Source organism: Ekhidna sp., from assembly GCF_039960695.1.
Lineage (GTDB): Bacteria > Bacteroidota > Bacteroidia > Cytophagales > Cyclobacteriaceae > Ekhidna.
The window spans coordinates 631277-656771 of record NZ_JBDVKP010000018.1 but is presented as its reverse complement, the minus strand read 5'-3'; the positions used below and the strand labels follow the sequence as shown (position 1 = coordinate 656771).

Genomic DNA, 25495 nt, shown 5'->3' with positions numbered 1-25495 from the left:
AATTAAAATGGGAAAGCCAACAGGATTTATTGAATTCGAAAGAGAGTTGCCGATGAATGAGTCAACAACTGAGCGAATAAAGAAGTATGCAGAATTTGAATTGGAATTCTCCGAAGAGAAAACTTCTCAACAAGCTTCCAGGTGCATGGATTGTGGTGTTCCGTTTTGTCACTCAGCTTGCCCATTGGGCAATAAAATTCCGGATTTTAATGATGCAGTGTATAGAAATGAATGGGAAGAAGCCTATCGAATCCTCAAGTCAACCAATAATTTCCCAGAGTTCACTGGACGAATTTGTCCTGCGCCTTGTGAGGGTTCTTGCGTACTAGGAATCAATCACCCTCCTGTAACTATCGAGCATATTGAAAAAAGCATTTCAGAAAAAGCATTTGAAATGGGGTGGGAAGTTATCCGCAAACCAGAAGCTGAAACAGGGAGAAAAGTAGCCATCATTGGTTCTGGACCTGCTGGACTGGCAGCAGCAGATCAATTAAATCAAAAGGGACACATAGTGACAGTCTTTGAACGTGATGAAAAAGCCGGCGGATTGCTGCGATTTGGTATACCGGATTTCAAACTAGACAAAGAGCTAGTTGATAGACGTATTGATATTCTTGAAAAAGAAGGAATCATTTTTAAGACGGGAACCAATGTAGGCGTAGATGTATCGGGGGAAGACCTTTTGAAAAACTATGATGCAGTTTTACTTAGTGGTGGCAGTACAATTCCTCGTGACTTGACTATTCCCGGAAGAGAACTAAAGGGTGTACACTTTGCGATGGAATTTCTCACTCAGCAAAATAGAGAAGTATCAGGAACGACGGTAGATCATAAAATATCTGCTCATAGCAAAGAGGTTGTGGTAATTGGCGGTGGGGATACAGGCTCAGATTGCGTAGGTACCAGCATTAGACAAGGGGCTAAAAATGTACTTCAAATCGAAATAATGGATAAACCACCATTGAAACGATCTGAAATTAATCCCTGGCCCGAATGGCCGATGATTTTACGAACTTCTTCTTCTCATGAGGAAGGTTGTGAACGTGATTGGGCTATCCTTACCAAAGAGTTTGTCGGCACTAAAAAAAATCTAACTGGATTAAAAGTAGTTGATGTGATATTTACAGATGGAAAACTGAAAGAGAAGGAAAACTCTGAACGCATCATCCCTGCTGACTTGGCGCTTATAGCCGCCGGATTTATTCACCCACAGAAAGAAGGATTGCTAGAACAATTAAATGTAGGTTTAGATGAACGTGGCAATGTACAAACGTCTAATTTTCAATCCAGCAAAGAAAAAATATTTGCTGCCGGAGACATGAGAAGGGGTCAGTCTCTTGTAGTTTGGGCCATTGCTGAAGGCCGTCAAGCAGCTTCAGCTGTACATGAGTTTCTTTCGTCCCAAAATTAGCCTGATAGCATCTCTTTCTCTATAGCCATATGCTGTTCTCCATGATATCCAATGTCCATCCCCTCAAGTTCCATATCTTCAGTAATCCTTCCCCCTTTGGTAAAGTATGCTGCCACTTTGTACACAATGAAAGTCCCTACACCTGAATATAATATCGTCGCAGTTACTGACTTAAGTTGAATAAAAAACTGCCCAGGATTTCCATAGAATACCCCTGCTGATAATGGATCAATCGCTGGATTAGCAAGTAATCCTGTAAGCAATGCTCCGGCAATTCCAACCAGACCGTGCATTCCAAAAGCATCTAATGTATCATCGTGCCCAAAGTATTCTTTTAGTTTCACAACTCCGAGGTATCCAATCACACTCCCAACAGCACCAAGAATTAATGCGCCAGGCACTCCAACAAATCCTGCTGCAGGTGTGATACACACAAGTCCGGATATTGCTCCCGAAGCAACCCCAATTAATGTTGGCTTTTTAATTATTAACATTTCAATTAAAAGCCAAACAATACCTCCTGCACAGGCCGCAACATTTGTAACTAACAAGGCATTCGCTGCTGATGCGTTTGCTCCATAAGCACTGCCACCATTGAATCCGAACCACCCAAACCATAAGAGAGCTGAACCTAAAATCATAAACTTAATTGATGAAGGCCTTCTCTCCTCATGCAAATTGACACGTCTTCCTACAAGTAAAGCAAGAATAAGTCCGGAGACGCCCGCATTGATATGAATGACTGTACCACCGGCAAAGTCTAAATCGCCGTGAAGGAATCCTTCTGATCCCCATACCCAATGACAAATGGGTGCATAGACAACAATAATCCAAAGCATCGAAAACCACATCCAAGTAGAGAATCTTATCCTTTCAATTACGGAACCACTTACGATAGCCAGAGCTATGGCAGCAAAAGTTCCTTGAAAAGCAACATCAAGTAGCTTAGGGATGTTGGCGCCATCAACGATATCTGTGACAGATATACCATTAAGCAGTAAATAATTAAGACCTCCAATAAATTCGTTTCCTGGTGAAAAAGCCAATGAGTATCCAATGATTACCCAAACTAGCGATCCTATTAAATAGGCCACATAACTCATTCCTACTGTATTCAACACGCTCTTGCTCTGCGTGAGTCCTCCGTAAAATAATGCAAGGCCTGCGGGAGTCATCAGCATCACTAATGCCGTGGACATGAGCATCCATGCCGTATTTCCTGTATCTATCGCGCCCCCATCTTCAGCAAAAGACAAAATAGGTAGTTGTATGACAGAAATAAAAAGCAAAACTCTCTTAAATCTAAATTCTTTCATAATAGCGGCTTAAAATCCATCTTCTAAATTAACCACTTGTAAAAAAATATGCTTAGCAGGCTTTGTTTTTATATCATAATAGATGAAAGTTTACATTTCATTAATTATAGGTATAAAAAAAGACCCTTAAAATAAATTTTTACTATTTTAAAGGTCTGATTGTTGAAAAATTTTTAACTACTAAAATCCGCTATTTAACTCCTTTAATGCCCATTACTTCTTTTGGACTTAAGTGTCGGAATTTGCCCCGCGGCAGGTTCTTTTTGGTTAAGGAAGCAAACATGACTCTGTCCAGCTTCTTAACAGTATAACCTAAGTGTTCAAATATTCGGCGAACAATTCTATTGCGGCCAATGTGAATTTCTATTCCTAAGACCTTACCATCATCGCCTAAAAGCGCAAGCTCATTAACAGTAGCAGGTCCGTCTTCCAAAGTGACACCGTTCAAAATAGATTCGAAATGATCTTTTGTAATTGATTTATCTAACTCTACCTGATAGATCTTTTTTACTTTATGTGATGGATGTGTTAGCTTCTTAGCAGTGTCACCATCATTGGTAAATAGCAGCAATCCAGTGGTCTCTTTGTCTAATCTTCCTACAGGATAAATTCTTTCATCACATGCTTTGGAAACGAGTTCCATCACAGTACGCTTCGCATGCGGATCTTTAGTGGTGGTAACAAAGCCTCTTGGCTTATTTAATAATACATACTGATGAGTTTCAGATTTCAGCTTTTTCCCCTTATACTCAACTGTGTCGGTCATTATTACCTTGTAGCCCATCTCGGTAATCACCTTACCATTGACCTTAACTTGACCAGCAGAGATTAGGTTATCTGCCTCCCTTCGAGAGCAAATCCCTGCATTAGCAATGAAGCGATTCAATCGAACCTCTGCAGGCTTGTGCGTTTCCTTTTTGTTGGGTCGTTTCATGAAGGTGGTTAGTTCATCTAACGTTATTCTTTCTCCTCACCAATTGCATTTTCCTCGGTATTGAAGTCTTTTGGTGTAGGTAGCTCTTTCAAATCGTTTATCCCAAAGTAATCCATGAATTTTTGGCTTGTGCCATACAAGATTGGCCTACCTACACCTTCAGATTTGCCTTTGATTTCAACGAGCTCCTTTTCCAACAACTTTTGAATCGAGTAATCACAACTTACACCTCTTATTTGTTCTGCTTCACTCTTTGTAATAGGTTGCTTGTACGCAATAATGGAAAGCGTCTCCAAAGCAGAATTTGAAAGTCTTTTTTTGGATTGTTGCTTCAGCAAAATGCCAATACTGGCCTGATATACAGGTTTGGTTAAGAATTGATAACCTCCTCCAGATTTTACCAATTCCATTGCAAAATCATCGCTTCTGAACTTTTCTTCGATTGTATTTATTCCTGTGGCTATGTCATCAACGGGAACATCTGCATCAAACATCTCCTTCAGGCAATCCTGTATTTCTTCCTCAGTGATTGGTTTTGGCGAACAAAAAACTAAGGCTTGTATATGATTAGCCAGATAATCCACTATGATTGTCTGTTCAGCTTCGCATCAATACTTTGAGTTGTATGAGGAACTGCTCTTAGTCTTTCCTTCGAAATTAGCTTTCCGCTATCCACACATATGCCATATGTTCCGTTTTTGATTCGTACAAGAGCATTTTCAAGATTGTTGATAAACTTTTGCTGACGACCAGCAAGCTGGCTTAGGTGTTCTTTTTCTGCAGTATCAGCACCATCTTCAAGTGTTTTTACGGAAGAAAAACTATCGCCGCTATCATCAGACTCTCGAGTAAGTGAGCCTTTAAGTGTGCTGAGCTCTTCTCTTGCTTTTTCAAGCTTTTGAAGAATCAGATCTTCAAATTCTTTGAGTTCTTCATCAGAGTATCTAGTCTTTTCGCTCATAGTAGGTGAAGTTTATAATCTAACAACGTAAAAATCAAGCGAAAATACTCAGGAAGAAGCACAAAAAATAATTGGATAAATCCTAATGGCTTTGTCTGAGCTAGAAATCTCTACCAACTACAACTGTTTCCTTAATTATTTCAGAATTTCCGCTACTATCATATATTTCAAATATGATCAAATGGTAACCCATACGAGCTGTTTTTCCATCGTTGGTATCCCCGTCCCATCGCAAAAATCCACTTGTGGATAGCAAAACTCCTTGTGCAAGATGCTTTACCAACCTTCCTGTCTGATCGTAGATGTTAACGTTTGCAAACTGTCCTGGTTGATCAAATTGGTAATTGATTGTCGTAAAATCACGTCCTGAACCTGTATTACCTGGAATGAAGACCTCTGGACTAGCAGTAACCCTTCCAACTGGAGTATCATTCTTGAATGATTGAGAATTAGCATAGCCGGGTGTTGCAAATCCTTCTGTACTACTTGCAGATCGCCAATTGTTCCCATTATTGGTCGATTCCTCAAAGGAAACACGCTCTAGTGAAACACCATCTACACTTTCTAGCAGATTGTAGTGGTAATCATCTGTATAGGTAAAGGTTTCTACCACTGTTTCAGACTGATCAATCAAAAGTACAGTGCCTTGATCATTAGGATAAGAAGGAATGGTTGTCACTTCAAAAAAATTGACTGAGCTTCCTTTTGGATAATTGGACAGCAAGATATTTTTATCAGTTGTGAACACAAGGTATTCGTTAGGGGCAATTACTAGCTCATTAGTAGTAATGACATCAATATCATCAACGTTTCCCTCTTCATCTAAATTTCCCAACTTCCAGTTTTTTAGACTTATATACTTTTCAGAATCATTATAGACTTCAACGAAATCCACGCCATTGGATCGTGGATTAAACAGTACTTCACTCAATTTAATATCCTCAACATCAGCTTGAACAGGTAGCGCAAAAACTGCTTCTCCTGGTTGAATTTGGTTAGAAACACAGTCAATCACATTTGTAATGATTAAAGAGTAAGCTATACTTTGCTCCAAATCAGAACTCAGGGAAATAGAGATTGCCGTCGGATTATTCACATTGAATAATATCTGCTCAACATCAACAGATGGATCAAGTGTTGCGACCACTGAGTTAACACTTTCTGGGTCTATCTTCTCATCAAAGAGAACCAGGATCGAGTCCGATGAAATCGCAATTGCAGAAACGATTTCAGGTCCGAAATTGTCTGGGATAACTTCAGAAACTGAGTTAATCATACCAGGTGTACCACCTCCAATATTCTGAGAGCTTACCCAATTGTTCCCATCTTCCAGGCATGGGTTTGTAATGTCACGCATTTCTAATGAGTAGCCTCCACTTGCTTTATCCTCACTATGCCAGCTTGGATCATATTTCAATGAAAATATCAACTCATCGTTCATTGAAATTATGAGTTGCTCTCCGCTGTTGTTTAGCGATGGAAAACCTGAGACGCCTATTACATTGCCCGAAAATTCTGAAGCTGCAGAAGTAGTAGTTAAGACATAATATTCACCAGGATTCAACATGCTAGCTGGAAGGCTCACAGTTGAGCTAGCATCCGTAAAACTGATCCCAGCAATGGATAAAATGTCGGTTGTTGCATTATAAATCTCTACAAACTCCCGGTTTGGTAATTCTACCTGAGGATCCGGGTCAAACATTATTTCTGTGATAATCAACTCATTAAATGAAGGTGCTCTTCCCACACCAAAGGGAATAGTTGTTTCTAGTATTTCATTTCCAGCACAATCGGTCACATTTGAAAGAGTAAAGTCATAGAGTACACCAGCTTCGATAGTTTGATTAAATGAAATTTCAATAGCAGTTGGAAATTCTCCCACAACGTTCACTTGATTTATGGTAACTCCATTGGAAATTGAATAAGTCCCACTCGCCAAGCTGACCGCATCCATGACTTCTGAAAAGTTAATGATGAGGTTAGTGCTAAAATTATATGACTGCACTATTGGGGACTCGGTGTCAGGTGAGTCATTAAATACAGAATTTACTCGTCCGGGTGTGCTCCCAGAAATATCAACTGAAGGTAAGTAACTGTCTAGAGCCAAGCATGGATCATTTGGATTAATCAATTCCATTGAAATCCCATCATCTTGTCCTTCTTCGTACGCTAAAAAAGCGATTTGAACATCTGAGGCACTCGTAATTTCTATCTGATCATCTGAGTTGTTGAGAGTGAGACTGGCTATTGATAAAGTGTTTCCGAATGCGGAATAATCTATGGAAGCATCTTCATCATAAATGATCAAATACTCTTCCGGTCGAAGAATAAATGACGGTAAATCTTCAGAAGTCGACGATTCGTCACTGATGTTCCAACCAACCATATCGATAAACTTATTCGAATTGTTGTAAAGCTCTATGAAGTCATCGTTGTTATTCACTGGATTGGACAGAAATTCATTGATTAAAACATCTCCTATCAGTGCCTCTTCTGTCTCTATATATTCAAATTGTTCAGCGTCGGAAGACACATTTCCGGACAAATCCTGCACTCCATTAACGGATAAAGTTCTATTTTCTCCAGAAACCAATGGCTCTACAACTAAATGGACCAGTTGATTAACTAAAATATCCAAAGTAGCCGAGATAACCGAGATGCTGCCATCGATGGAATAATTGGCAATATTCTCTGCAGAAGTTTGATCTAATACTTCGCTAAATGTAATAGCTAGCTCTGTGTTAGAAACAACAGCAACTGATCCTATCGTGGGTGGAGTCGTATCAGGTGTATCATCGAAAATGGAATTTGGTTCACCTGGTGTACCACCATCTGGATCTATGCTCAATCCGTAATTATTATCTGAGTAGTCAGGTCCATTCGGGTTGATAAGCTCCGCTGAGATACCACCTGTAGAACCTTCAAACGATTTGGAATGTATCTCTGTAGCATTATCGTCTACCAGAACTATGTTATCCAGGGACGTATTGTTTAGGCTTAAAGTTGTTATTACAATAACGTCTGTAAAAGCTCCGAATAAACCTACATCATCATCTTCAACTACTATCACATATGCATCCGGTGCCAGTGTGAACGTCGGCAATGATTGCCCATCAAGCGTCCAATTTTGTAAATTGAAATATTTGTTTGACCGATTGTAAAGCTCTATATATTCTGCGTCTGGAAGTGTGGTGACAACTGGATTAGGGTCTGGCATAAACTCGTTGATCACTACATCAAACGCTACAGCTTCCTCAAAAACCAGGTATTGGAAGCTATCTTGACTATCCGAAACAATTATATTTCCACTTAGATCTTCAACATTATTTATGGTGATATTGTATGTACTCCCATTTGTTAATGCAGAAGTCGTGAGATGCACAAGTGAATTATCAGCACCATCAAGGACTGCATTACTTATTGACACAGACCCGTCTAATGCATAATTTCCTATGTTTTGGGCGGTGGTAAGGTCTACATCTTCATCAAACTGAACTTCTACTGCTGTTTCAGAAATGGCCGTTACTGATTGGATGATGGGGGGATCGGTGTCAGCAACTGGGGTAACAGTTCCACCAAAATCATCAAAATAAAATCCATTATCTCGTGTATTAGCAGTATATCTGATTTGTAACCCAAAATGAGTGGCCGAATTGTAGGTATTATCAGTGGAATTTCCTTGACTCGTTGAGTTTACCTCAACTTCCCAAATGCCTAGTTCGGATCTGCTTACTGCTACATCGACGAAAGCTTGAGAAGTTAACTGTTGAATTGTTCCTGATAATGTCAGCTCAGTGGAGGTTCCTGCATCTTGCCGATATAACCGCACTTCATTGACATCAGAATCTGGATACCGAAGCTCAACATAGTATCCGTTAACATCTCCATTAAGATCAGAAGAATTACTCATTAAGTAAACCCTGGAAGTATTATTGGAGTTTGTTGATGCTGACCCGGGTTGAGAGAAAGCTATCCTCATTCTAAATGCCCATTCAGCAGATGAAGAAGAAAGATCTAATGAATTGGGTGTACTTAGGTACGATCTTCTAGTTCCAGAGCCAGAATTAAGATCTTGGCTTCTCAATTGATTGTCAGCTTCGACTATGTCAAACGCATCATCCGTTCCAAAAGTACTGGTTCCACTCCACGCAGGATTTGTGGTAAAATCTCCATCACTAAAATCGTCAGTAATTTGCCCTATTAGTGACAAACTAAGTACTAAAGAAATCATGCATAAGATCTCTCTCATAATTTCAACTTTATAGTCTATCGTAAAGGTAGAGTTTGATAATGATAACTTCCTAGAGCTCGGTCGTAGCTCTTGTTCCTGATACTTTCAGTCCACCATCCAATATCAACTTTCTTAACACCCATTCCATTGGAAAAACCATCACTGCTATACCCACATCAAATGCGAACTCCATAACGGGCGTACTTTCGAAAGTTAAAAAGGTGCTTATAAGTGCCTGCATAAATTGGATGATTATAACCAAAGTTAAAATACTCAAACCGTGCTTAACAAAACGGTTGACGGGGTTTGATTCACTCAACCTTGAGGAAATAGCTATCATTATGGCAAGAATCAAGGCCTGTACCGCATAGAACCATGGCTTCTGCCAGTAGGGTGTTTCTACGGTAAATTCCAGCAAAGTTGCTTCATCTATTTGATCCAAGGCATCTCGTACGCGGACTTTAAGCTTGTAATCTCCCGGAGGTAAATAACTATAGTCAATCAAATTGGCATGTGTCCATTTAGACCATTCCGGATTTAACCCTTCAAGTTTATATTGGTATTCAGGATTTAAAAGACCTACATAATCTGGCTTCAACAATTCAACGCTTAGTGTATTTTGATCATGAGACAGCTGAATTTTCTTACTCACTCTCATTTCGCCATTCACGCTGAGTAATCTTTTTACGAAAATGGAATAGGACTTGTGCAATTCGGGAATCTGACGAGCAGAATAGGCCAACAATTGGTTATCATCCGTAATCAGCCAATACCTATCAAGTTTCTCATCATAATTGATGTATTTAAGATTAGGAAAAACACCTAAGTATTGAAATGCGTTGATACTGCCATCTGGAAGCAATAGATGCCAAATTTTACCATTATATAACCACACTCTACTTTTCTCATTATGTAAATGGTGATGTGGACTACCAAGTTCTTTCTCCAGCTCCCGGTCTTTTACAATGCGATCCTTCTCACGGTCGAGCTTAAAATATCCTTGAGAATTAATGAAATAAAGTACATTGGAATGTTCCCAGATGCTCAATTCGTCATAAAACTTATTATTGATCTCATAGCTGTGTGCAATTTCAAAGCCTTCATCTGTTATACTCCCTTGATAAATATGTGATGTGCCTGCAAGCCATATATCACCGGCATGATCCATATAAACATTGAGAATTATGTCTTCAAAAGCTTGCCCCGATATTTCAGTCCATATATCAGTTATGAGCTCGTAATACTTTAGAATTCCACGCTCAGTACTAATAATTAGTTGGTTGCTCTCTGGTACCAGGTATGCATATCGAATAGCCTCATTTATCACCAATTGAGCTGAATTTCTTGTAATCTCATAGATGCCAGTATGACTAGTAGCTAGAATTCGATCCTTTGCTTCAAGCAGCTGCCGGAACTTACCATCAGTTCCTGGCACGTGATGGAATTGATAACTCACACCAGTCACTACCTTTTCTACTCTTCTGATATATTGAGATCTATCCGTTTTACCTTTCACTACGGAAGTACTTTGAATCGAATTTGAATCGAATTTCTTCTTAAACGAGCCCTCTTTTTCTCCTGACTTTCCAGTATCATTAGCGCGATCTTTTTTCTTAAAGAGTCCATTTAAAAACCCTTTCTTCTTTCTCTTCTTCTTCTTTGTTTCCTCCTCTTCTTCTTGTATCTCTTCTTCTTCAGGTTCAGGAGCTTTAGCTTGAACATTTGACTGCTTAGTAGTGGATTTACTTGGTTGTTTCTTATCAACCTTTTGAATGATTACTCTACTTCGATACGAGGTGTCTTGTGAAAAGTAGTAGACACCCAGACTTGTATTAATCCATAGATCATCCCTTATGCGCTGAACCTCAATCAAATTACCTTCCAAGCCTGGAAAATTGGTGTAGCTATATGCTGGGAAGAGTGGAGCGATTCGTGTCAGTCCAAACTCGTGTGCAACCCAAACCCCCTGATTATTATCAGCGTACAAATCATGGATTTCATTGTCAGGCAGACCAGAATGATAATCTGTTACTTCAAAATACGATGAGTCATTTACATGCAAAAAGAAAACACCAGATTCAATAGTCGAGCAGGCAACGAGCGAATCGTTTACCCATTCCAAATCAGTAATCACAACATCCGCTTCCTGCAAGCGATTGTAATGATGATGTGGTTTCATTTCTCCTTGCTTTCTCTGATACAATCCACCTTCCAGATCTACCGCAAATTCATTGTTCCCATTTGGTGATGCACTTACTAATCCCCACTGATTGGTATAGGTTCTAAGTGTATCAATTTTTCCATTGATCGCTGTAAGTACCAAGTCATCATAGGTATTGATATAAAGCGTATCGGAATATAGATATCCATTCAAAAAATCACCTTTAGCCAACTGTATTGTCTCTTCAGACTTAGGTGAATGTTGATAGATGCTATTATCACTTAGGAAATAGACATAATCTTTAGTTGAAAACGTTTGTAAAAAGTGTTCAGATAAGGTATCGCCGGATAAAATAGAGATATACTCATAAGAGTTATTGATATAATCCAATTTTCCAAAACCACCTAAACACCCAACGTATACGATATTCTCCTCCGAGATTGCCAATGAGAGTGCGGAGGAGTTGGTGCGATAAAAATCCCATTCAATACCATCATACTTCAACACACCAAACCGATTCGCAATACATATAAGCCCATTTTTATCGGCTTTAATCTCAAAATTGATGTTATCAATTTCAGAATGCTTTGGTGAGTGGTGAGTAAGAATGAAGTCTCCAGTTTGTGCCATGATTGACATGCTAGCCAACAAACACATGTAAAAAATTGAGGCTTTTATTTGGCGAATATTTACTCTACCCATTCTGATTCGATTAATCTTTCTGATACTATTAAGCGGAATTGAAACATGCCTTACTAAAGTTTTAGCACATTTAGCGTTTGCAGTGATGTCATTATTCGATGATCTAAAATAGCTTTCAATTAGCCCATTACTTACCTTCGACGCTATATAAAATTAGTAGTTTTGTGTTAGATAAATTAGAATCTTACTTAAGTACAATATGAAGGTTGCAGTAGTAGGAGCTAGTGGGCTGGTTGGCCAAAAGATGCTCCAAATCATGTCTGAGAGAAATTTCCCTATACATGAACTTTTACCAGTCGCTTCGGAGCGATCTGTAGGAAAAATGATCTCTTATAACGGGAAAGATTATACAATCATTTCCATGGAAGATGCTATTGCGGCCAAACCGGACATTGCATTGTTTTCGGCAGGTGGCTCTGTTTCACTTGAGTTCGCACCAAAGTTTGCAGAAGCTGGCACAGTTGTAATTGATAACTCTTCTGCGTGGCGCATGGACGCAAGTAAAAAACTAATTGTACCGGAAGTAAATGGAAATATCCTGCGTATTGACGATCGAATCATTGCCAATCCAAACTGTTCAACGATTCAAATGGTGGTGGCATTAAAACCACTTCACGATGCATTCAAAATCAAGCGAGTTGTAGTCTCAACTTACCAGTCAGTGACTGGCTCAGGTAAAGGTGCGGTTGACCAGCTAGAAGGGGAACGGAATGGGAAGGACATTAAAAAAGTCTATCCACACAAAATTGACATGAACGCACTTCCTCATATTGATGTGTTCCAAGAAAACGGGTACACTAAAGAAGAGATGAAGATGGTAAACGAAACCATAAAAATTATGGGTGATGATTCCATAAAGGTGACATCAACGTGTGTTCGAATCCCTACAGTAGGTGGGCATTCTGAAGCAATAAATGTAGAATTTGAAACTGAGTATACTTTAGAGCAAGTGTATGCCATTCTTGAAAAGGCTTCAGGCGTATCTGTCGTGGACAACCCAGCCAAGAATGAATACCCAATGCCCCTCAACGCTCATGATAAGGACGATGTATTTGTTGGTAGAATCAGAAGAGATGAAACCCAACCTAAAACACTGAATATGTGGGTGGTTTCAGACAATTTGAGAAAGGGAGCGGCTACAAACACAATTCAGATTGCTGAATACATGCTCGAGCATAGCCTTGTTTATTAATCGGCATGGATGAGCTTATAGATTTTCTAAAGAGAGAAGACGTAAAGCAATTCATAGCAGAAAATGTAGAAACTGATGTCAATCGACTCATTTTAAATCCTCCAACAAATTTTAAGGAGCGAATAAAAGACATTGCATCTCAGATTCTATCCAGACAAAAAGCTAAGGGTAAACTGGAAGATTGGGCAAATAACTTTGACCTTATCATGCCTCCCCCCCTTTCCATAGAGCAAGCTTCTTCAAAAGTCACTTGTGAATATAAAAAACTGCTAGTTTCTGGAAATCATCTTGTTGACCTAACAGGCGGCATGGGAGTTGACTTCCTTGCGCTTAGTGATTCTTTCGCACAGTCAACTTATGTTGAGAAAGACCCGAAGCTCTGCAGCATCTTCACGCACAATGCTGAAGTACTTGGAAGAAATGCCAAAATTCTAACAGAGGAAGCGTCTGATTTTTTAGCAAAATTGGACTCATCCGAAAAACATATTTTTTTTGTTGATCCGGCGCGAAGAGATCAAAACAAAAGCAAAGTTTTCAAAATTGAAGAGTGCTCACCCAACATAGTTGAGCTTCTTCCCTTGCTGCAAGGGAAGGCAATTAAAGTTTTGGTCAAGTATTCTCCGCTTCTTGATATTCAATCAATTGTCAAAGCTCTCCCAGCTATTAGAGAAATTCATATCGTTTCTGTCAAAAATGAATGCAAAGAGCTTTTGATTTTAATCGATTTTGATTTTGAGGGAGACGCCGAAATCCGTTGTATGAATCTGGGAAGCGGTCACAATCCGTATTCATTTTACTTAGACGATGAGAAGGTGTTGAAAATAGAACTAAAATATTTAGACAAATACCTTTTTGAGCCGAACAGCTCTATTATGAAAGCTGGCTCATTTAAGAAAATCGCTAACGATTTTGAGATCGATAAACTTGCAGAACATACCCATCTTTATACCAAGCATGTTCCGGTAAAAGGATTTCCGGGGCGAACCTTTAGAGTAGTAGACGAGGCAGATAAGAAGAACATTAAACAATATGCTCGAGACGGAGTGATTAATGTGATTACACGTAATTATCCCATCTCAGCTTCTGAACTTAAGAAAAAATGGAAACTCCGCGATGGCGGGAAATTCTTTTTGATCGCTTTTAGAGATAAAGATGAAAAGCCAAGAATGGTTATTGCAGATCGCTTTGATCCTTTAATATAATTCTAAAGACTGAGCCCTTTCCTAGTACACTTTCTACTTCCATTTCTCCGCCTAAACTTCTGACAAAATCAAAGCATAAGGCAAGTCCTAATCCATTTCCTTTCTCACCGTCGGTTCCGTCGGTACTCACCAAACCTCCTTTTATAATATTCTCCTTTACCTCAGATGTCATGCCTATTCCATCGTCAATCACCTCTATTACTTTCAGTTTTTCACTTTCTACAGTATTAACTTCAACTGTAGAGTTTTCATTGGAAAATTTAATTGCGTTGACTATTAAATTTCGCAGCAGGATTCGTATGATGCCAGGATCTGAATGCACATTAAAGTTCGCTGTAGAATCAAAAGTCAATGTGATTTTTTTGTCTTTCAAACGTTCTGCTAACTCAGTTTGCAAATCGACTATCACGTCGTGTAGGTTAAACGATTCTTTTCTCAAATGCTCACCTTCCATTTGGCCTTCTGCCCAGAGGAAAATATTATTAAGAAGGTTCATAAGATTGGAAGTTTTATCTCTTACCTCTGGTAAAACGGGTTCTATTTCTTCTTTGCTAATTAGTTTTTGATTGAACATCTCTATCACTGAAGAAACCGACTGTATGGGTGATTTTAGATCATGCGATATGATAGCAAAAATCTTGGATCGAAAAGCATTTAGTTTTTCTAGTTGTCGTTTTCGCATTCCAAGTTCTCTCACCACCATAATGATAATGGCAATTAAAATGGCTGCAATCAAAAGGGCTACGACCAATCCCTGAATAATTAATTGGCGTTGCTCAGCCAGCTCTTTATTTACGGTGTTCTTTGATTCCAAAACACGCATTTGAAAAAGTCGCTGATAGTAGGAAAGTAGCTCTAACTCATTTACTGTAGTTATACTTTGAACACTATCAAGATATTTTTCATGCAAAATCTGCTTTTCAAAGGCCTCTTGATACCTATTTAGTTTACCATAACATTTAGAAAGCGTTTTACTTGTTATATAAATCAATTCCTTCACACCACTTTGCATCGCAAGATTAAAAGCTAGCTCTGCGTGTTTGAGTGCTTTCTCAGTATTTTCCATAGAGAGATCCCATTCTGCTCGAAGTTGATTTGCTCGAATAATTCCTCTTATACTATTGAATTGCCGCGCACTATTCATAGTGAGATTTATCAAAGAATCTGCCGATAGGCTTTTCCCTTCTTTGAATGAAAGTTCAGCAAGGTTGAAAAAATAAATCGAATGTAAATGTTCAAATTTTGGATCCAGAAAAAGCGACGCTGATCTCAAGTAATGATGAGCAGAATCAAAATAATTGAGATCCAAGAATGCCTTTCCAATGTTATTATTAATTGCAAAAAGACGGAATGTGTCTTTTTCAGTTTTTTGAATCGCCAGCTCCGACCTGTAATAGCCAATGGCATCCAAATCAAGTCCCGAAGCACCATAGACGTTACCTATATTGCCAAGATTTTTGGCCATGATTCCTACAAAATTGTTTGATTCGGAAATTTGAAGAGATTCCTGAATCTTCTCAAGCGCCTGCATTTGATTCCCCAATGACCAATGTGCCGACCCGATTCGATTTAAGCTTAATGCTTTGAGTGAGTCATCTTTAAGAGAGTTTGCTAAATCGTTGGCTTCTAGTGCGAGATCCAAACTCTTTTGCGGCTGATCATATAAGAGAGAATCACAACTTCGAATCAGTACCGAAATTCGTTGCAGATCGTTTTGTTGGGCTACAGTTTCCGGCAATAGACCACAAATAACAATGATAAAGGTGAGTTTGGTGAGTTTCACTTCGTTAAGATAGTTTACCCACCAAAGATATCACAAATCAAAACCTTCCGAACCGGAAGCTAATCATCGCAGTTGTTCCCGAAATATCTTCATCCTTAACATTTTCCAGTTCCGTTCCCGAAATATATCTATAGGTCATTCCAGCTCCGAGGCGGAAATACTTAGTGATATTAAACTCTACCTCTAATCCAGGTTCGGCAATAAAGAAGACTGTATTTTCGACTGTAAATTCTGAGTCTGCAGGATTATTCGTGAAGAAGTCTTTATCGACAACTTCAAGTGAGCCCGCTCCAAGTATTATCGGAATACTAATATGAATCAGTTCGCGGGGAGCAATGGTTCCCCCAATCATGATTCCCCCATATCCACCTTGCAGATTTAGTTGCTTTGGAGTTGTTTGGCCAGGAACAAGGCCCTCAAATTCGACGTTTGTGACAAGGCCATATCCTGCTACGCCAAATAAATACCTTCGATTTATAATGAAACCGCCATACGCGCCAACAAGCAACCCTCGCTCAGACATAAGATCACTCACCTTAATATCTAAGGCGCCAAAGGCATTTAAATCATTGTTTTTGCTCAACAGTGACTTCACTTCTTCATCTTTTGGGTCATTGGTGTCTATATATTTCTGACTAAATGAAACCATGGAACAAAGAATACATATTGAGTAAAGTAGCTTCTTCATGGTATCAGAAAACATATTTAAATGAAATGGCGGCATCCCAAAATCTGGCTTTGGTATGCCTCATGCCTATAAAGTTGAAATATGGCTTGATATCAAAACCGAATGTAGCGGGAACTTCCAACCAACGATATTCTATTCCCAGACTCGCATCTACTCCCATTGTGAAGAAGCTCTTTTCTTCATAGATAAAGGCATCACCTGCCGCATTGGAAAGTGTTTTTGCTAAATCATTAAATTTTTCGTAGCCAACATGTCCACCAATACCATAGTGCAAGTAAAAACGATCATTGAAAGAAAATTCCATCGGTTGATGAAAAAGATACTGCGCAGTAAACTGCATGCCGTCATTTCTACCGCTTAGAATTAGTTCTACAGCTTCATCATCTGTGATAAACTTTTTGAAGGTCAACCCTGACGTATGACCAAGCCGGATACCTCCGGATTTTTCGTACAATTGCTGGCCTGCTGATGTAAAAGAAATCAGCACAAATAAGAAGGGAATAAATATTTTCATGGGCTTCCGGTGGTGACGGTGCATTAATCTTTGTCTACGAAAATCGGAGTATCTTTTATTGCGACAATTAGCTCACCACCATCAGCTTCTACTATTAGCTGACTGTGACGAGTGTTGGTGTTTCCAACAAAACCAGAAAGGGATATTTTACCCTCATCCGAAAATATTTCTTTTTGCATGGTGAGCATGCTGTTTGGAAGTATCATTTGATCTACTGGTCCTTTGATGTAAGTCTTTATATAAGATGCTTGATTTAGTATCAGGTTAATATCAGTAGATTTCCCAGTGATGTCGATGCTGTTAAAGTCTTTGACAATTCGGCTGAGGTAGATATCTCCATAGCTAAAATCTAGTCTGGCAGATCCTCGCAAAAGCTCTGATGTGAGATTGGTGAAAGAGCCCTCGCACATGATCTCATTGGCGTCTAAAAGATGAATTTTATCGTTTCGTGAATTCAGTTGAATTCTCCCGATTTTGTCAACACGAATCTCTGAGCTACCACTTTCAATATTCAAATTATTTGCTGCATCAATGGCAATATCAGAACCTCTCAAAGTGAATATGCCGTCATTCAACTTTCCAAAGGAGGCTTTCCCAAAGCTATGTTTCAGGTTTAATGTAGAAGTAAGATTACTTGCTTTTATATCTCCATGAGAAATGTCGATATCAACTCTACCATCCAGATTGGCCATGTATAGATCACCATATTTGTTTTCAACACTAAGCATCACTCCCTTTGGCATCCACACTTGATAATCTACCTTCAGTTTGTTGCTTCCTAAAGCACCTCCTACCTCATTGATAACATTACCGAAAATCCCTCCACTGGTACCGATCTCTGTTACAGCAGATATTACACTTCCTACCTTTCTGAATTTTACATCCACACGAGACATGGATTTTGAAACTGCGGATGAGTTTTTGCCTTCTGCGCGTACCACAACTTCAAATCGAACTGAATCCAGGTTCCACGTTCTAACTATTACTTCTCCGTATTTACTAACAACTTCAACTTTTGCGTTTTCAGGTACCGCAAATGAACGTTCGAAATCACGTTCCTGCCTAACCTGTGCTATCAGTGGGCTCGCAATCAATATGGCAATCAATATGTTAAAGCACTTCTTCACTCTTCTCCTTTTCTAACTCTTTTATTATCTCTTCCAAAATCTGCAACTTAAGTTGATAATTTTCCATCATCGCAGTTATCACTTCTTGATTATCCACATTGTCTTTTAAGTCAGCCTTTAGCTCAGCAAATGCGTGATCCATTGTGTTCAAATCCTGCAATATACGATCGTCTTTAAGCTGGCTCTTCACCAACGTTATTTTTTGACTTATCTCTCCATTATAATATCTCTCTAATTCTGCGATTTCATTAGTTGCCTGAGATATAGGATTTAGGAAAAAGATGGATCCAGCAATAATAAAAGCAAAACATGCCGCTATCCCGGTTATCTTCAATGGGTCTCTTTTCTGATGCTTCTGGACTGTGTTATTCTTAATCTCTTCCCAACCAGAATCTGTATTGAAAGGATAAATCTCAAATTCGTCCCGCTTAGTATCGATGTGGTCTTTTAAATTATCCAACATACTGACTCCTTTCTTCTTCTAGTATCTTTCTTATTCGTGCTTTTGCCTTACAGTATTGTGCTTTAGATGCGGATTCTGTCACACCCAAAATCGTACCAATTTCCTTATGATCATAACCTTCAAATAAATACAAATTCAATACTGCTTTACATCCTTCAGGCAATAAATCAATCGTCTGCATGATCTGAGAAGCCTGAAATTGTGTGTACTCAAAATCATCTTCCTCTTCTTCAATAAAATCAGAACCTTCCTCCAACTGCGAGGTATCTAGCTTCTTTTTCCTAATTGCATTGATGCAGTTATTCACTACTATACGTTTAATCCAGGAACTAAATGTATTGACCTCTCTCAGCGTTGGTAGTTTCTGAAAAGCATCAATGAAAGACTCCTGGAGTATGTCTTTCGCCTCTTCTTCATCACCCATCATCCTACGACAAATATTGTACATAGCCTTGGCATACAGACCGTATAGAGACGACATTGCCGCCTGGTCTCCCTGCTGACTTTGCACAATCAGGTGCTTGTGGATGGTGTGTGTGGTGCTCACGTTCATTGTAAAGACAGCGCCTTTTATCAAAGGTTTCTAATTCGCGGGAAAAAGATGTCTGTTTTTTCTACAAATTTAGATGATATACGCTTTACTCAGAACTAGGTTAATTGGACCGTACTAGTTTATAAAGATTTGAGCCATTCTTTGGCTTCTTCCAGGCTTTCAAAGTGTTGAGTAGTAAATTCACCTCCTCTTCGAGAGTCTTCGATTTTTTTTATAGATATTTTGTTCAGTGCATTGTCCCCAACAATCACAGCAGATGTTCGGAAGCCCTTTGCATAAGCCATTGGATACCATTCCTGGGCTAGCCAGGCCTGGTTTTCTTTGCTTACCACTGATGCATTACGATTATCAGCAATCACCATTCTGGTTTTATTCTCAACCAATAAATCAAGTGCGAAATTACAGGCCTCCATAAACTCTTCAGGTTTAGAAAACCCATTCCAGACCAGTCTTATACAATTTGGATTCTGTTCATGATAGATTTTGCAGTGACTCTTATTATACCTTAGGGAAGATGTTGACATAAGCTAAGTGTTTACAAATAATTTCAACTTCTTTCTGTCAATCTTTCCACTTTCTGTTTTGTGGATTTCAGCCACAAACTCAATGTATTTGGGGACCTTAAATTTAGCTATTTTGCCAGCACAAAAATCAAGTATATCGTCCTGAGATAACGTATCTGACCGCCCCACTACAATGGCTTTTCCCACTTCTCCCCATCGGTCATCTGGAACACCAATTACCGCTACTTCATGGATCGATGGGTGAGTTTGAAGCAACTTCTCTACCTCCGCAGGATACACGTTTTCTCCGCCTGAAATGAACATGTTTTTGATCCGATCTTTTACATAGTAATAGCCTTCCTCGTCCCGAACCAGTATATCTCCTGTTCTAAACCACCCATCTGTAAAAGCTCCTTTAGTGGCCTCTTCATTGTTCCAGTATCCAGGAGTAACCACTGGGCCATTGAGCCAAAGTTCACCTTCTTCTTCATCTTTCGCTTCTGTACCGTCTTGTTTCATTAGTTTAACATCCACAAAAAAATTGGGTGTGCCAATGGATCCAATTTTCCTCATAGCATCATCGTGATGGAGGGAATAAATATTCGGACCCGCTTCCGTGAGTCCAAAACCCTGTCTGATAGGTACACCTTTCGATTCCCACAACTCGATCAGGTATAGAGGCATAGCCTCTCCTCCAACAATAAAATAACGAACAGATTCAAGTCCAACCTTACCAAACGACTCATCATCAGCCATCATCTTGAGCATGGTGGGAACACCCATAAATAAGGTTGCTTCTTCATCTTCCAATAGATTCAGGACTGTAGTAGATTCAAATTTTCTTAGTAATGTGAATGATCCACCCTGTAGAAGAAATGGCATTAGCAATACGTTCCATCCTCCGGTATGAAATGGGGGCATGCAAATAACAGTGTGATCCCGAGAGGTTATATCCAATCGTGTTTGTGTGTTTATCGCATTCCAAAAAGCCATTTTGTATGAATAGATAGCTCCTTTTGGGAAACCGGTTGTACCAGAAGTATAAATAATGAAAATCGGATCGTCATCGTTAATATCATTCGGATTGAACTTCTCTTCTCCCAGAACTTTGGAGAATTCAGATAAAAGATTATCCATTCCCCAGTAAATGGAAGGCTTGCTTACCAATCCATCTGAATCCAATAATGCGCTAAATTTTTCTTCTGAGATCACCAATTTTGGATTGCAATTGTTCGCCATGTAGCAAATCTCTCTTGATGAAAGGCGATAGTTCAAAGGAACAATGATAAATCCCAGCTTCATTGCGGCTCCTAAAAGTACAATGTATTCCAATCTAAACTCGGACAATACCGCCACCCGATCACCAGGCTGGATACCTTCAGCCTGCAATCGTTTTGCCAGGTAATTAGACAGATTATTGAGTTGTCGATACGTAAGACTATCTCCTGTTTCAGCATCCGAAACAGCCACTTTTATGGGAGCATATTCTGCCCATCGCTCTATCCAATCTTTTCGAACACTCATTACACTTAAAATCTAAATGCCGCACTGGCAAATGCTAATCCACCACCGGAACCAATGAAATAGATCAAATCTCCTTTTTTCACTTTCTCAAGTTGGACAGCTTCATCCAACGCCATCGGAATACAAGCTGATCCGGTATAGCCATATTCGTGCATTACCGTGTGTGCCTTATCTTTCTTCAGTCCCAGTTTATCAAGAGTGGCCCAAATACTATTAATATTGATCTGGGTGAACATGAATTGATCCACGGCCTCCACTTTTGTTCCGGATCTTTTTGCTAGCTCAAGAGCCATATCAGACCATACTTCAGGATTCAATTCACTTGGAAATCGTTTGACAAATTTTAGAAGGTGATCATTATTTTCGACCACCTCTCGAGTCACAGGTTGAAAAGTACCTCCTGCATAAATGCCCATCCAGTCACAGTATTCTCCTTTGGTTCTCAGTTCGCTTGCCAGATAGCCGGCTTCTGAATCTTCTGTTGATGACAATATTATCGCTCCTGCTCCATCAGCAAACAGATTGCATGTTTTCTTATCGAGCTTATTCAGATACTTGCTCATCGCGTATGCTCCGATGACCATTACTTTATTGTAGTTGTCGTCTGCTTTAATATACTTGACCGCTGTATCCAGTCCAATGACAAACCCTGCGCAGGCAGAGTTAAGGTCAAAAGTTCCGGCATTGGTCATGCCCATTTTGTACTGAACCTTAGAAGCGGTAGAAGGAGAAATGTATTCAGGGGTGTCCGTGCATACGATCAATAAATCAATATCTTCTGGTTTTAATCCTGCACGCTCCAAATTCACTTTAGCAGCCTCGATACAGAGATCGGCTGTTGACTCATTCTCATCGCACCATCGGCGGTTTCGAATATGCACATTGGCTTCCAGCCATTCTGAAACATTTTCTCCTAAAATTTCATCAAAATAGGTATTGGGGATAATGTTTTTGGGAACATACATCCCAGTTGAAATGATCCTGGCGTTTCTCATATTATACAGTCATTCCGCCGTCCACACTAATAGTTGCTCCATTGATGTAACCGGCTTCTTCCGACGATAAAAAGCAGTAAGCATTGGCTATGTCTTCCGGCTTGCCCAAGGTTCCGGTTGGTACTTTTGATTTCATCATGTCAATGACATTGTCCGGCATAGCCATGACCATATCGGTGGCAATAAACCCTGGCGCTACGGCATTCGCAGTTATCCCTTTTCTGCCAAGCTCTCTGGCCCACACCTTTGTCAACCCAATAACGCCAGCCTTGGTGGCCACATAGTTGGATTGACCAAAATTTCCATAAATACCAACAACAGATGACGTATTTATTATTCGGCCATATCCTGCTTCAGTCATGTGTGCTTGAATGTGTTGGCCACAATTGAAAACCCCCGTAAGGTTTACGTCAATGACCTGCTGCCACTGCTCTGGAGTCATTTTTTTCAGTGTGGCATCTCTTGTAATTCCTGCATTGTTAATAAGGATATCAATTTTCCCATGCTTTTCAATGACAGCTTCTGTGGCCCTACCTACAGCTTCATAATCTGCGGTATTCACTGTATAAAACTCCCCATTAATCTCGCTGGCCAACGTATTACCCGCCTCTTCATTCAGGTCCCAAATAATCACTTTAGCACCTTCAGCGGTAATTTTTTGACAAGTGGCTTTCCCAATACCATTTGATCCACCAGTAACGATGGCTACTCTATTTTCAAGTCTTTTCATTTATCTCAGTATTTAAAGGCCGATAGCAAAAAGCTACCGGCCTTTGTTTTTGCACAACTCTACTACTTATTTTCCTGGAAGGTCTAGTTTTAATTCTATGCTGTAAAGTCTTCCAATGAATGGTGAGGCAGTAAACTCACGATACTCGGTATCAAATAAATTGGTCACAGCTACTGATCCTGTTAATGTATCTGTTATTCGATAGCCTAGGCCTAAATCAACATTCACAAAACCCGCTAATGGACCATAGTTATAAGAGTCTGTACCTCGAGCATCTTCTACAATCGGCGTACCTCTGTATGTAAGATCCTGAGTTTCAGCAGCAATCTGGAAGCTGGAGAAATAATCGTATTCTTCTACCCATCGAAAAAATACATTTCCAAAGATTCTATCTTTATTGTAGTTGAATCCAAAACTTGCCTTGTTCTTAGGTGCATTTACAAGAAGGTCAAGCTTATTTACTGTTCCATCACCGTTAAAATCATTCTCCAAATCATTTTCATCTATCGGATAATCAAAATACGAATAATTGAAATCCAAGGTAATGTTTGAATTTACCAGATAATTCAACCCAACATCAAAACCATAAGTATCGAATTTACCAAAGTTGATATAGGTAGCAACTAATCCACCATAGACTCCGTAAGCCGACTGAACATCTTCAATTGGAGTATCTCCTCTATGTGTTGTTACCCCAACCACTGTTACAGGGCTCAAGAAATTCTCAGAAATATTATAGTAGGCATTAACATCTGCATAAAGTTTTTTGGATCCAATGTTTCCTTTGTAGCCAATCTCGTAAGTCTGAAGCTTTTCAATGGTTTGTTTTTCCACTTCTGACCCGTCAGCTAAAGTGAATCCTTCAGCGTTTCCAAGGATCAATCCACCAAACAGATCTCCATACATGTTAAGAATGGTAGGAGCTGCTACTCCCTGACCGTAAGTCGCTCGGAATGTCCCACTTGCTATCGTCTTGGTCAAGCCTAGTTTAGGCACAAGGTTAAACCCATACACCTCATGGTTATCTGCTCTAAGGGCAGCTGTTGCTTTAAATCCTGAGCCAAAGCTGTATTGTCCCTGACCGTACCAGCCAATTTGGCTTACAGTGATAAAATCATCTTCATTTTCATCCAGTAAGTAAGTACCGTGAGAGTTTGCAAAATCCTTTTGATACTGAACTCCTGTTACAAGGTTGAACGCCCCCCAGTTGTTATTGTACTGAACTTCTCCGTTCCATCGTTTGGAGTCATCGATAAATCTTGCCCCACCGTCCAATGACGTTGAAAAAGCTTGATCATGGGTAGCTCCTCCATCTCTGGCAGCATAATACGCCTTTGTTCGATCATCCAATGAATGTGTATCACGGGTGTCGCTTAAGCTTAGGTATGCTTGAGCAAAAATTCTTGGCGATACGTATCTCATATGGAATGTTTGAATTTTCCAATCGACAATCTCGTTTCGTCCAACATTCGTTGGAGATAGGTACGTACTGTTGCTCGCATCATATGAGAAGATCAGATCAGAGTCATCGTTGAGCGAGTAGTACATACCCAATCCTCCTTTGATGAATTCAAAACCATTATCCAGGTCAAGTTCTTCGTATCCTTCCTTACCAGGGTTTCCATCTCTGTCTATATATACAGAATCTGCAAACTGGAACTCGTCACCTCGGGTGTATTCAAAATTCAATTTGAAAGCTAGCTTGTCATTTAAAATCTGAGCGTGACGTAAACGACTGGTAAAAACACTTTGGTTTCCGACACCAAGTGCAACAGTTGTTCCTTCAGAAGCTCTCGGGTCCTTGGTTATGATATTCACTAATCCATTGTGAGCATTGGGCCCATACAGTGCCGAGTTTGGTCCAAGGATTACTTCTACACGATCAATGTCTTCCTTAATCTGAGGGCTCAATGGACCAAACGGGAGTCCAGTAGCTACCAAACTAGAGAATCGACCATCGGTCACCTGTGTATTTTTTGCGTTGAAGTTGCTATTGAAACCGCGAACATTAATACCAGTTCCAACCACACCTGAGCGGATATAATCTACTCCTTTTAATCTTGATAGTAACTCACCTGTGTTAAATGAACCCCATTGTTGCAAGTCTCTGCTTGAGATGATTTCGATCGTTGCAGGTGTTTCTGTAATCTTTTCAGGCTGTCGGCTACCTGAAATCACAACCTCTTCACCGAATACGGTTCCTTCTTCCAGTTGAAAATCGATTGTTACAGCTGATCCGCTAACGGATACTGATTGTTCAGTAGCCTGAAAGCCTACAAAACTTGCAACCACCACGTACGTGCCGTTTGCCAGCCCTTTGATTTCAAACTTCCCACTTGGGTCAGTAACATCGCCAGTTGTAGTCCCTTTGATGACCACATTAGCTCCAATGAGTGCTTCGCCGGTCTCACTGTCGGTGACAGTACCGGTAATGCTTCCCCGTTGAGCAAATATGCTCACAGAAAGCAGCGTTAAAACGAGGGTTAAGTACAGGTTTTTCATAAC

20 protein-coding genes are annotated in these 25495 nt (G+C 39.7%); 3 read left to right on the top strand and 17 right to left on the bottom strand.

Going from position 1 to position 25495, the window contains the following annotated elements; all coding sequences use genetic code 11:
• Window positions 1–7 precede the first annotated feature (7 nt).
• Complete coding sequence (locus tag ABJG98_RS13035; protein ID WP_348279962.1) at window positions 8–1411, top strand: glutamate synthase subunit beta; 1404 nt, start codon at window positions 8–10, stop codon at window positions 1409–1411.
• Here ABJG98_RS13035 and ABJG98_RS13030 read toward each other — a convergent pair.
• The 6 genes from ABJG98_RS13030 to ABJG98_RS13005 all read right to left on the bottom strand — a co-directional run bounded on the left by ABJG98_RS13030 (window position 1408) and on the right by ABJG98_RS13005 (window position 11716).
• A complete protein-coding gene (locus ABJG98_RS13030) occupies window positions 1408–2727 on the bottom strand; it encodes an ammonium transporter (RefSeq protein ID WP_348279961.1) in 1320 nt (439 codons plus the stop codon). The two genes, ABJG98_RS13035 and ABJG98_RS13030, sit on opposite strands and share 4 nt — an antisense overlap.
• Before the next feature lie 190 nt (window positions 2728–2917).
• Window positions 2918–3661, bottom strand: a complete 744-nt coding sequence (locus ABJG98_RS13025; protein ID WP_348279960.1) for a pseudouridine synthase — start codon at window positions 3659–3661, stop codon at window positions 2918–2920.
• A gap of 23 nt (window positions 3662–3684) precedes the next feature.
• A complete protein-coding gene (gene scpB, locus ABJG98_RS13020) occupies window positions 3685–4245 on the bottom strand; it encodes an SMC-Scp complex subunit ScpB (RefSeq protein WP_348279959.1) in 561 nt (186 codons plus the stop codon).
• The gene (locus ABJG98_RS13015) at window positions 4245–4622 is read right to left on the bottom strand and encodes a TraR/DksA C4-type zinc finger protein (protein WP_348279958.1); all 378 of its coding nucleotides are present in this window, start codon (window positions 4620–4622) and stop codon (window positions 4245–4247) included. The genes scpB and ABJG98_RS13015 overlap by 1 nt, the downstream gene beginning before the upstream one ends.
• Window positions 4623–4722: 100 nt before the next feature.
• Entirely contained in the window at window positions 4723–8871 is a 4149-nt protein-coding gene (locus tag ABJG98_RS13010) for a lamin tail domain-containing protein (protein WP_348279957.1), read from the bottom strand.
• A 52-nt stretch (window positions 8872–8923) separates the two neighbouring features.
• On the bottom strand, window positions 8924–11716 hold the full coding sequence (locus tag ABJG98_RS13005; protein WP_348279956.1) for a triple tyrosine motif-containing protein: 2793 nt from the start codon (window positions 11714–11716) through the stop codon (window positions 8924–8926).
• A 199-nt stretch (window positions 11717–11915) separates the two neighbouring features.
• Here ABJG98_RS13005 and ABJG98_RS13000 point away from each other — a divergent pair, with 199 nt between their 5' ends.
• Both ABJG98_RS13000 and ABJG98_RS12995 read left to right on the top strand, forming a co-directional pair.
• Window positions 11916–12908: an aspartate-semialdehyde dehydrogenase gene (locus ABJG98_RS13000; protein ID WP_348279955.1), complete on the top strand. Its 993-nt coding sequence runs from the start codon at window positions 11916–11918 to the stop codon at window positions 12906–12908.
• A 5-nt stretch (window positions 12909–12913) separates the two neighbouring features.
• Entirely contained in the window at window positions 12914–14110 is a 1197-nt protein-coding gene (locus tag ABJG98_RS12995) for a hypothetical protein (RefSeq protein ID WP_348279954.1), read from the top strand.
• On the opposite strand, the gene ABJG98_RS12990 is transcribed toward ABJG98_RS12995, so the two are convergent.
• From ABJG98_RS12990 to ABJG98_RS12940, 11 genes are all read right to left on the bottom strand, one after another.
• Complete coding sequence (locus tag ABJG98_RS12990) at window positions 14079–15893, bottom strand: HAMP domain-containing sensor histidine kinase (RefSeq protein WP_348279953.1); 1815 nt, start codon at window positions 15891–15893, stop codon at window positions 14079–14081. The genes ABJG98_RS12995 and ABJG98_RS12990 overlap by 32 nt on opposite strands.
• A gap of 37 nt (window positions 15894–15930) precedes the next feature.
• Window positions 15931–16581, bottom strand: coding sequence for a hypothetical protein (locus tag ABJG98_RS12985; RefSeq protein ID WP_348279952.1), 651 nt, complete (start codon window positions 16579–16581; stop codon window positions 15931–15933).
• A 4-nt stretch (window positions 16582–16585) separates the two neighbouring features.
• Window positions 16586–17095, bottom strand: a complete 510-nt coding sequence (locus tag ABJG98_RS12980) for a hypothetical protein (protein WP_348279951.1) — start codon at window positions 17093–17095, stop codon at window positions 16586–16588.
• Between the two features lie 23 nt (window positions 17096–17118).
• Entirely contained in the window at window positions 17119–18222 is a 1104-nt protein-coding gene (locus ABJG98_RS12975) for a hypothetical protein (RefSeq protein WP_348279950.1), read from the bottom strand.
• Window positions 18206–18685 carry a hypothetical protein gene (locus ABJG98_RS12970; RefSeq protein ID WP_348279949.1) on the bottom strand — a complete coding sequence of 160 codons (480 nt, stop codon included), beginning with the start codon at window positions 18683–18685 and terminating at the stop codon, window positions 18206–18208. The genes ABJG98_RS12975 and ABJG98_RS12970 overlap by 17 nt, the downstream gene beginning before the upstream one ends.
• The gene (locus tag ABJG98_RS12965; RefSeq protein ID WP_348279948.1) at window positions 18675–19232 is read right to left on the bottom strand and encodes an RNA polymerase sigma factor; all 558 of its coding nucleotides are present in this window, start codon (window positions 19230–19232) and stop codon (window positions 18675–18677) included. The genes ABJG98_RS12970 and ABJG98_RS12965 overlap by 11 nt, the downstream gene beginning before the upstream one ends.
• A gap of 125 nt (window positions 19233–19357) precedes the next feature.
• Entirely contained in the window at window positions 19358–19762 is a 405-nt protein-coding gene (locus ABJG98_RS12960; protein WP_348279947.1) for a hypothetical protein, read from the bottom strand.
• A gap of 3 nt (window positions 19763–19765) precedes the next feature.
• Window positions 19766–21265, bottom strand: coding sequence for an o-succinylbenzoate--CoA ligase (gene menE / locus ABJG98_RS12955; RefSeq protein ID WP_348279946.1), 1500 nt, complete (start codon window positions 21263–21265; stop codon window positions 19766–19768).
• Window positions 21266–21270: 5 nt separating this feature from the next.
• Window positions 21271–22260, bottom strand: coding sequence for a ketoacyl-ACP synthase III (locus tag ABJG98_RS12950; RefSeq protein WP_348279945.1), 990 nt, complete (start codon window positions 22258–22260; stop codon window positions 21271–21273).
• A gap of 1 nt (window position 22261) precedes the next feature.
• Window positions 22262–22990, bottom strand: a complete 729-nt coding sequence (locus ABJG98_RS12945; protein ID WP_348279944.1) for a beta-ketoacyl-ACP reductase — start codon at window positions 22988–22990, stop codon at window positions 22262–22264.
• 66 nt (window positions 22991–23056) lie between these two features.
• On the bottom strand, window positions 23057–25492 hold the full coding sequence (locus ABJG98_RS12940; protein ID WP_348279943.1) for a TonB-dependent receptor: 2436 nt from the start codon (window positions 25490–25492) through the stop codon (window positions 23057–23059).
• Window positions 25493–25495 lie beyond the last annotated feature (3 nt).

What these genes read in the sequence shown, in the direction of transcription:
- ABJG98_RS13035 (WP_348279962.1), top strand. Translation starts at nt 8, where the DNA reads ATGGGAAAGCCAACAGGATTTATTGAATTCGAAAGAGAGTTGCCGATG.
- ABJG98_RS13030 (WP_348279961.1), bottom strand. Translation starts at nt 2,727, where the DNA reads ATGAAAGAATTTAGATTTAAGAGAGTTTTGCTTTTTATTTCTGTCATA.
- ABJG98_RS13025 (WP_348279960.1), bottom strand. Translation starts at nt 3,661, where the DNA reads ATGAAACGACCCAACAAAAAGGAAACGCACAAGCCTGCAGAGGTTCGA.
- ABJG98_RS13015 (WP_348279958.1), bottom strand. Translation starts at nt 4,622, where the DNA reads ATGAGCGAAAAGACTAGATACTCTGATGAAGAACTCAAAGAATTTGAA.
- ABJG98_RS13010 (WP_348279957.1), bottom strand. Translation starts at nt 8,871, where the DNA reads ATGAGAGAGATCTTATGCATGATTTCTTTAGTACTTAGTTTGTCACTA.
- ABJG98_RS13005 (WP_348279956.1), bottom strand. Translation starts at nt 11,716, where the DNA reads ATGGGTAGAGTAAATATTCGCCAAATAAAAGCCTCAATTTTTTACATG.
- ABJG98_RS13000 (WP_348279955.1), top strand. Translation starts at nt 11,916, where the DNA reads ATGAAGGTTGCAGTAGTAGGAGCTAGTGGGCTGGTTGGCCAAAAGATG.
- ABJG98_RS12995 (WP_348279954.1), top strand. Translation starts at nt 12,914, where the DNA reads ATGGATGAGCTTATAGATTTTCTAAAGAGAGAAGACGTAAAGCAATTC.
- ABJG98_RS12985 (WP_348279952.1), bottom strand. Translation starts at nt 16,581, where the DNA reads ATGAAGAAGCTACTTTACTCAATATGTATTCTTTGTTCCATGGTTTCA.
- ABJG98_RS12980 (WP_348279951.1), bottom strand. Translation starts at nt 17,095, where the DNA reads ATGAAAATATTTATTCCCTTCTTATTTGTGCTGATTTCTTTTACATCA.
- ABJG98_RS12970 (WP_348279949.1), bottom strand. Translation starts at nt 18,685, where the DNA reads ATGTTGGATAATTTAAAAGACCACATCGATACTAAGCGGGACGAATTT.
- ABJG98_RS12960 (WP_348279947.1), bottom strand. Translation starts at nt 19,762, where the DNA reads ATGTCAACATCTTCCCTAAGGTATAATAAGAGTCACTGCAAAATCTAT.
- menE (WP_348279946.1), bottom strand. Translation starts at nt 21,265, where the DNA reads ATGAGTGTTCGAAAAGATTGGATAGAGCGATGGGCAGAATATGCTCCC.
- ABJG98_RS12950 (WP_348279945.1), bottom strand. Translation starts at nt 22,260, where the DNA reads ATGAGAAACGCCAGGATCATTTCAACTGGGATGTATGTTCCCAAAAAC.
- ABJG98_RS12945 (WP_348279944.1), bottom strand. Translation starts at nt 22,990, where the DNA reads ATGAAAAGACTTGAAAATAGAGTAGCCATCGTTACTGGTGGATCAAAT.
- ABJG98_RS12940 (WP_348279943.1), bottom strand. Translation starts at nt 25,492, where the DNA reads ATGAAAAACCTGTACTTAACCCTCGTTTTAACGCTGCTTTCTGTGAGC.